Origin of the sequence: Micromonospora haikouensis (genome assembly GCF_900091595.1) — a bacterium.
Taxonomy (GTDB): Bacteria; Actinomycetota; Actinomycetes; order Mycobacteriales; family Micromonosporaceae; genus Micromonospora; species Micromonospora haikouensis.
On sequence record NZ_FMCW01000010.1, the window covers coordinates 217,756 to 223,755 of the forward strand.

General features: G+C 73.0%; 4 protein-coding genes and 1 pseudogene. All 5 read left to right on the plus strand.

Going from position 1 to position 6,000, the window contains the following annotated elements; all coding sequences use genetic code 11:
* The first annotated feature begins 84 nt into the window (after positions 1–84).
* Complete coding sequence (locus tag GA0070558_RS12645) at positions 85–1,218, plus strand: VOC family protein (RefSeq protein WP_091278848.1); 1,134 nt, start codon at positions 85–87, stop codon at positions 1,216–1,218.
* Complete coding sequence (locus GA0070558_RS12650) at positions 1,215–2,153, plus strand: fumarylacetoacetate hydrolase family protein (protein WP_091278852.1); 939 nt, start codon at positions 1,215–1,217, stop codon at positions 2,151–2,153. The genes GA0070558_RS12645 and GA0070558_RS12650 overlap by 4 nt, the downstream gene beginning before the upstream one ends.
* The gene (locus GA0070558_RS12655; RefSeq protein WP_091278941.1) at positions 2,150–4,033 is read left to right on the plus strand and encodes an acyl-CoA synthetase; all 1,884 of its coding nucleotides are present in this window, start codon (positions 2,150–2,152) and stop codon (positions 4,031–4,033) included. Before GA0070558_RS12650 ends, GA0070558_RS12655 begins: the two co-directional genes overlap by 4 nt.
* Before the next feature lie 13 nt (positions 4,034–4,046).
* A complete protein-coding gene (gene mhpA / locus GA0070558_RS12660; protein ID WP_218106988.1) occupies positions 4,047–5,600 on the plus strand; it encodes a bifunctional 3-(3-hydroxy-phenyl)propionate/3-hydroxycinnamic acid hydroxylase MhpA in 1,554 nt (517 codons plus the stop codon).
* Positions 5,564–6,000 (plus strand): annotated as a pseudogene (locus tag GA0070558_RS12665) (efflux RND transporter permease subunit); the annotation flags it as partial. The gene mhpA and the pseudogene GA0070558_RS12665, both read left to right, overlap by 37 nt.

A 6,000-nucleotide genomic window follows, 5' to 3' on the forward strand; every position in this document is an offset into this window, starting at 1 on the left:
TCAGTGCTGACGAAATCGTCATCTGCCCTTGACTGACGCTACTCTCGTAAGTGACGATTTCGTCAACTTGGAGGAGGTGGGGACATGATCGAGCACCACGACCCGCACACCGGCCTGCACAGCGAGCAGGGCGCGCTGCCGGGCGAACACCCGGGCCGGGCCCGCAACCCGACCGTGAAGGTGCACGACCTCGCCTGGCTCGAGTTCCAGAAGCCCGATCTCGACCGGGCCGAGGCGTTCGCCCGGGCCTTCGGCTTCACCACCGCACTGCGCACCGCCGACGAGGTGCACCTGCGGGGCGCCGACGCTGGCTCCCCCTGCGTGCTCATCCGCCGGGGCCCCCGCTCGCGGTTCCTCGGTCCCGCCTTCCGGGCCGCCGACGGGCAGGACGTGCTGCGGCTCGCGGAGGCGACCGGGAGGACGATCACCCGGCTGCCGGAGAGCCTGGGCGGGGTGACGGTGGACCTGACCGACCCGAACGGGACGCGGGTCCGCGTGGTCGCGGACACCCACGAGCTTCCCGCGCTGCCCGCCCGGCAGCCGCCGGCGTTCAACGTCGGGCACGACGTGACGCGGGTGAACGCCACCCAGCGGCCGCCACGCGAGCCTGCCGGGGTGCAGCGGCTGGGTCATGTCGTGCTGCAGACGACGAAGTACGTCGCGACCCTCGACTGGTACCTGGAGCACCTCGGCCTGATCGTCAGCGACTTCCTCTACCAACCCGGGCAGCGTGAGCGCGGCCCCGTGATGAGCTTCATCCGCTGCGACCGCGGCAGCACCCCCACCGACCACCACACGCTCGCGATGACCCTCGGCCCGGCCAACCGGTACGTGCACTCGGCCTACCAGGTGCCCGATCTCGACTCGCTCGCGGCGGGTGGGGAGCACCTGCTCGACCGGGGCTACCGACGGTCCTGGGGGATCGGCCGGCACATCCAGGGCAGCCAGATCTTCGACTACTGGCGCGACCCCGACGGCTTCCTCGTCGAGCACTTCACCGACGGCGACCTGTTCGACTGCACGCTCGAGCCGGGCTGGGCGCCGATGACCGCCTCCGGGCTCGCCCAGTGGGGTCCACCCGCCACCACCGACTTCCTCGGCGTGAAACCCGGCCGGGAAGCACTTCGCGAGCTGCGCGCGGTCGTCGGCGCGCTGCGCGCCGACAACGAGTTCGACCTCCACCGCCTCCGTGGCCTGATGAAAGCGGTGACCTCATGAGCACCTCCGTCCTGCGCACCGCCGACGCCTGGTGGGTGCTCACCCCGACCGGCGCCGCCCGGGTGCCCACCAGCGCCACCACCACCGGCGAACTCCTGGCCGACCGGCCCGCGATCCGCGCGGCCGCGGCGAGCGGCGACACCGTCGCGGTGGAGGACCTCGAACTGGTCTCCCCGGTGACGGTGCCCTGCCGCGTCGTCGCCCAGATGACGAACTTCGTCTCGCATGTCAGGGACACGAACGGCAACCCGGAGACCGTCCCGCTGACGTTCTTCCGGAAGACCTCGGGCTCGATCTCCGGCCCGTACGCCGACGTGGTCCGCCCCGGCCACGTGACGTTGCTGGACTACGAGGTCGAGATCGGGTTGGTCGTCGGCCGCGCCATGCCGGTCGGCACCGTCGTCACCGACGACAACCTCGCCGACCACGTCGCGGGGGTGGTGGTGACCAACGACGTCTCGGCCCGCGATGTCCAGCTGCCCAAGACCCAGTTCTACGAGGCCAAGTCCTACCCGACGTTCACCCCGGTCGGTCCGGTGCTGGCGCTGCTCGACGCCGACGAGCTCAAGCGATTCACCGACCTGCGGCTGAGGCTGTGGGTCAATGGCGAACTCCGGCAGGACATGACGGCCGCCGACATGATCTACCCACCGGTCCGGGCGCTGCAGGCGCTGACCCGTTTCCAGCGGCTCGACGCCGGCGACCTGCTGCTGACCGGCACACCCGTCGGGACGGCCCTGAGCGCACCGCCGAAGCCGGTCGAGATCATCGCCTCGCTGCTGCCGCCCACGGTCAAGTGGCGGATGTTCTTCAAGGGTCAGGCCCGCAACCCCAGGTACCTCGCCGACGGCGACGTCGTCGAGGCCGCCATCGCCACCGACGACGGCGCGATCGACCTGGGCCGGCAGCGCACGGTCGTGCGGTGGGTCCGATGACGGGGGACCTGCTGTGGCCGGACTACGCCGCGCCCGACGACCTGGCGGCGATCGAGGCCGTGCCGCTGGCGGCGCGGGGCCTGCCCGAGACGACGTACGCGCTGCTGGCCCGAGCGGCGACGAACTGGCCGGATCGGACGGCCGTCAGCGTCCTGCCGGACGCCGCCCGCTGGCGGGATCCGCTGCGGCGTACCTTCGCCGAACTCCTGGCCGACGTCCACCGGGTGGCGAACCTGTTCCACGACCTGGGCGTGCGGCGGGGCGACGCGGTCGCGCTGCTGTCACCCAACTGCGCCGAGCTGCTCACCGCGACGCTGGCCGGGCAGCTCGCCGGCATCGCGGCGCCGCTGGGCGGCGGCCTGTCCCGGTCGCACCTCGCCGAACTCCTGCGCCGTTCCGGCGCCCGTGTGCTGGTCACGGCCGGGCCCGAACTGTGGCCGGACGGGTGGGACACCGCGCAGGCCCTCGCCCGCACCGGTCTGCTCGACGCGATCCTGGTGCTGCGGCCCACCGGGGCGAAGGGAACGCCCCGGCCGCTGCCGACCATCGAGGGCGTGCGCGTCGGCTACCTCGGCGACCTTGCCGCGCCGAAGAACCCGGCAGCCTTCGCCGGCGAGCTGCCCCGAGCCGCCGACCTGGCCGCGATGTTCCACACCGGCGGCACCACCGGCGCCCCGAAGCTGGCCGCGCACACGCACGCGAACGAGGTCTGCGACGCGTGGATGCTGGCGGCCGGCTCCGGGTTCGACGAGGAGAGCGTGGTGTTCGCGGCGCTTCCGCTGTTCCATGTCAACGCCCTCGTCGTCACCCTGCTCGCACCGCTGTTCAAGGGCCAGCCCGTGGTGTGGGCCGGTCCGTCGGGCTACCGCGACGAGGCACTGTTCGGCGTGTTCTGGAAGATCGTCAGGCACTACCGGATCGCCGCCATGAGCGCGGTGCCCACCGTGTACGCCGTACTGGCTCAGCTCCCGGTCGACGACGACATCAGCAGCCTGCGGTTGCCGATGGTGGGTGCGTCGCCGCTGCCCGCCGCGGTCCGGGACGGCTTCCAGACCCGCACCGGGACACCCCTGGTCGAGGGCTACGGGCTGACCGAGGCGACCTGCGCGAGCACGCGCAGCTTCCCCGACGCGCCGCGACCCGGCTCGGTCGGGCAGCGGCTGCCCTACCAGCGGGTGCGGGTCGTCGCCCCGGACGGCACGTGGGCGGAGCGACCCGTCGGCGAGACCGGTGTGCTGGCCATCAGCGGGCCGACCGTCTTCCCCGGCTACGTCGTCGACCGCGACGAGAACGGGCCCGTCCTGGACGGGCTCGGCAAGCTGGTCGACGGCTGGCTCGACACCGGCGACCTCGCCCACCTCGACGAGGACGGCTTCGTCCACCTCGCCGGCCGGGCCAAGGACCTGATCATCCGCGGCGGCCACAACATCGATCCCGCCGTCATCGAGGACGCCCTCCTGACCCACCCGCAGGTCGCGGCGGCCAGCGCCGTCGGACGCCCCGACGTGCACGCCGGGGAGGTGCCGGTCGCGTACGTCACCCTCGCGCCCGGCGCCACCGTGACCGCGGACGAGCTGCGCGTCTGGGCGAGCGAACGGGTGCCCGACCGCACCGCCGCGCCCAGGTCCGTGACGGTCCTCGACCAGTTGCCCGTCACCGCCGTGGGTAAGCTCTACAAGCTCGCTCTGCGCCGCGACGCCGCCCGCGAGGAGCTCCGCGCCGCGCTCGACCGGATCGCCGGGGTGCGGGACGTCGCGGCCATGATCGAGGGCGGTTCCATCGTGGCCACCGTGACGGTGCATTCCTCCGTCCCGGAGGAGGCGGTCAGGGCGGTCCTGGGTCGTTATGCCATCGAGTGGCGATTGGCGGTCGTCTCATGAGGCTGGTGGCACGGTGACCAGTGTTCCGGTCGTCATCGTCGGCGCGGGTCCCTCCGGGCTCGCGGCCGCGACGCTGCTCGCCCAGTACGGCGTGGAGTGCCTGGTGCTCGAGCGGTGGGAGTCGGTCTATCCGCTGCCCCGCGCGGTCGCCCTCGACGACGAGGTGCACCGCATCCTCGCCCGCCTGGGCCTGCGGGAGGAGTTCGCGGCCATCTCCCGGCCACACCGGGGCCTGCGCCTGGTGGACCGGAGCCTGCGGGTGCTGGCCGAGTTCCCCCGCGACGTGACACCGGGCCGGCACGGCTATCCGCAGGGGAGCCTGTTCGACCAGCCGGAACTGGAGGCGATCCTGCGCGCCAACCTCGGCAGGCACGGCAGCGCCACCCTGCGCGGCGACTCCGAGGTCACCGCGCTGGACCAGGACGCCGACGGCGTGTGGGTGAGCGTCACCGACAGGGTCACCGGCGCGCCCGACGTCATCCGGGCGGCCTACGTCCTGGGCTGCGACGGCGCCAACGGGCTGACCCGGGCCGCGATCGGCGCCGGCATGCACGACCTCGGGTTCACCCAACGCTGGCTCGTCGTCGACGTGGCCACCGAGGCCGCCCTCGACCACTGGGAGGGGGTGCACCAGCTCTGCGACCCGGCCCGCGCCGGCACGTACATGCGGATCGGCCGGACCCGCTACCGCTGGGAGTTCCTGCTGGCACCGGGCGAGACCGCCGACGACTTCCGGGACCCGACCCGGCTGCACCCGCTGATCGCGCCGTGGACGGGCAACGTCCCCCTCGCGGAGCTGACGGTCGTCCGGGTGGCCGACTACACCTTCCGCGCCCAGGTCGCCGACCGGTGGCGGGATAGGCGGATCTTCCTGCTCGGCGACGCCGCCCACCTCACCCCACCGTTCATCGGCCAGGGCATGGGCGCCGGGCTGCGCGACGCCATGAACCTCGCCTGGAAACTCGCCGGCGTGCTCGACGGGAGCCTGCCCGACAGCGTCCTCGACACCTACGAGATCGAACGCGGGCAGCACGCCCGCGCCATGATCAGGCTGGCGAAGCTGGTCGGCACCGCCATGACGGCCGGCGGCCGGGTGGGGGACCTGGTCCGCCGCGTGCTGGCGCCCCGCCTGCACCTCGTACCCCGCCTCCAGCGCCTCGCCACGGACAGTGAGACACCCCCGCTGCGCCGGTCCGCCCTGGTGCTGCGGCCACGGCTTGGCCGGGGCGTCGCGGGTGGCCTGTGCCCGAACGCCGTCCTCGACGGCCACCTCCGCTTCGACGACGTGGCGGCGGGCCGGTTCGCGATCGTCACCTCCATCGAGCCCTCGGCCGGGCAACGGGCCGAGCTGACCCGCCGGGGCGCGGTCGTCGTCGACGCCCCACCGGGCAGCGAACTGCACCGATGGCTGGCCGGTGGCCGCGCACGGGCAGCCCTCGTCCGCCCCGACGGCACCGTCCTCGCCGCCGGCAGACAACTGGCCGGCCTCTGCCGGGCGCTGCCCACGCCGACGTCATCGGCGGCGGCGCGCTGGTGGGCGTGTTCCGCAGCATCCGCCAGACGCTGATCCTGCTGGTGTCGATCCCGTTCGCGTTCGTCGGCGCGTTCGCCCTGCTGCTGGTCACCGGCACGCCGCTGGGCGTCGCCGCGCTCATCGGCATCCTGATGCTGATCGGCATCGTCGTCACCAACGCCATCGTGCTGATGGACCTGGTCAACCAGTACCGCGAGCGGGGCATGAGCGTCGCCGAGGCGGTCGTGGAGGGCGGTCAGCGCCGGCTGCGCCCGATCCTGATGACCGCCCTGGCGACCATCTTCGCGCTCCTGCCGATGGCGCTGGGCATCACCGGTGAGGGCGGGTTCATCTCCACCCCGCTGGCCGTCGTCGTCATCGGCGGCCTCGTCACCTCCACCCTGCTCACCCTGGTCCTGATCCCGGTCCTCTACACGATGGTCGAGGGCCGCCG

Excerpts from the sequence above, each read along its gene's own strand:
- GA0070558_RS12650 (WP_091278852.1), top strand. The coding sequence starts at position 1,215 with ATGAGCACCTCCGTCCTGCGCACCGCCGACGCCTGGTGGGTGCTCACC.
- GA0070558_RS12655 (WP_091278941.1), top strand. The coding sequence starts at position 2,150 with ATGACGGGGGACCTGCTGTGGCCGGACTACGCCGCGCCCGACGACCTG.
- GA0070558_RS12645 (WP_091278848.1), top strand. The coding sequence starts at position 85 with ATGATCGAGCACCACGACCCGCACACCGGCCTGCACAGCGAGCAGGGC.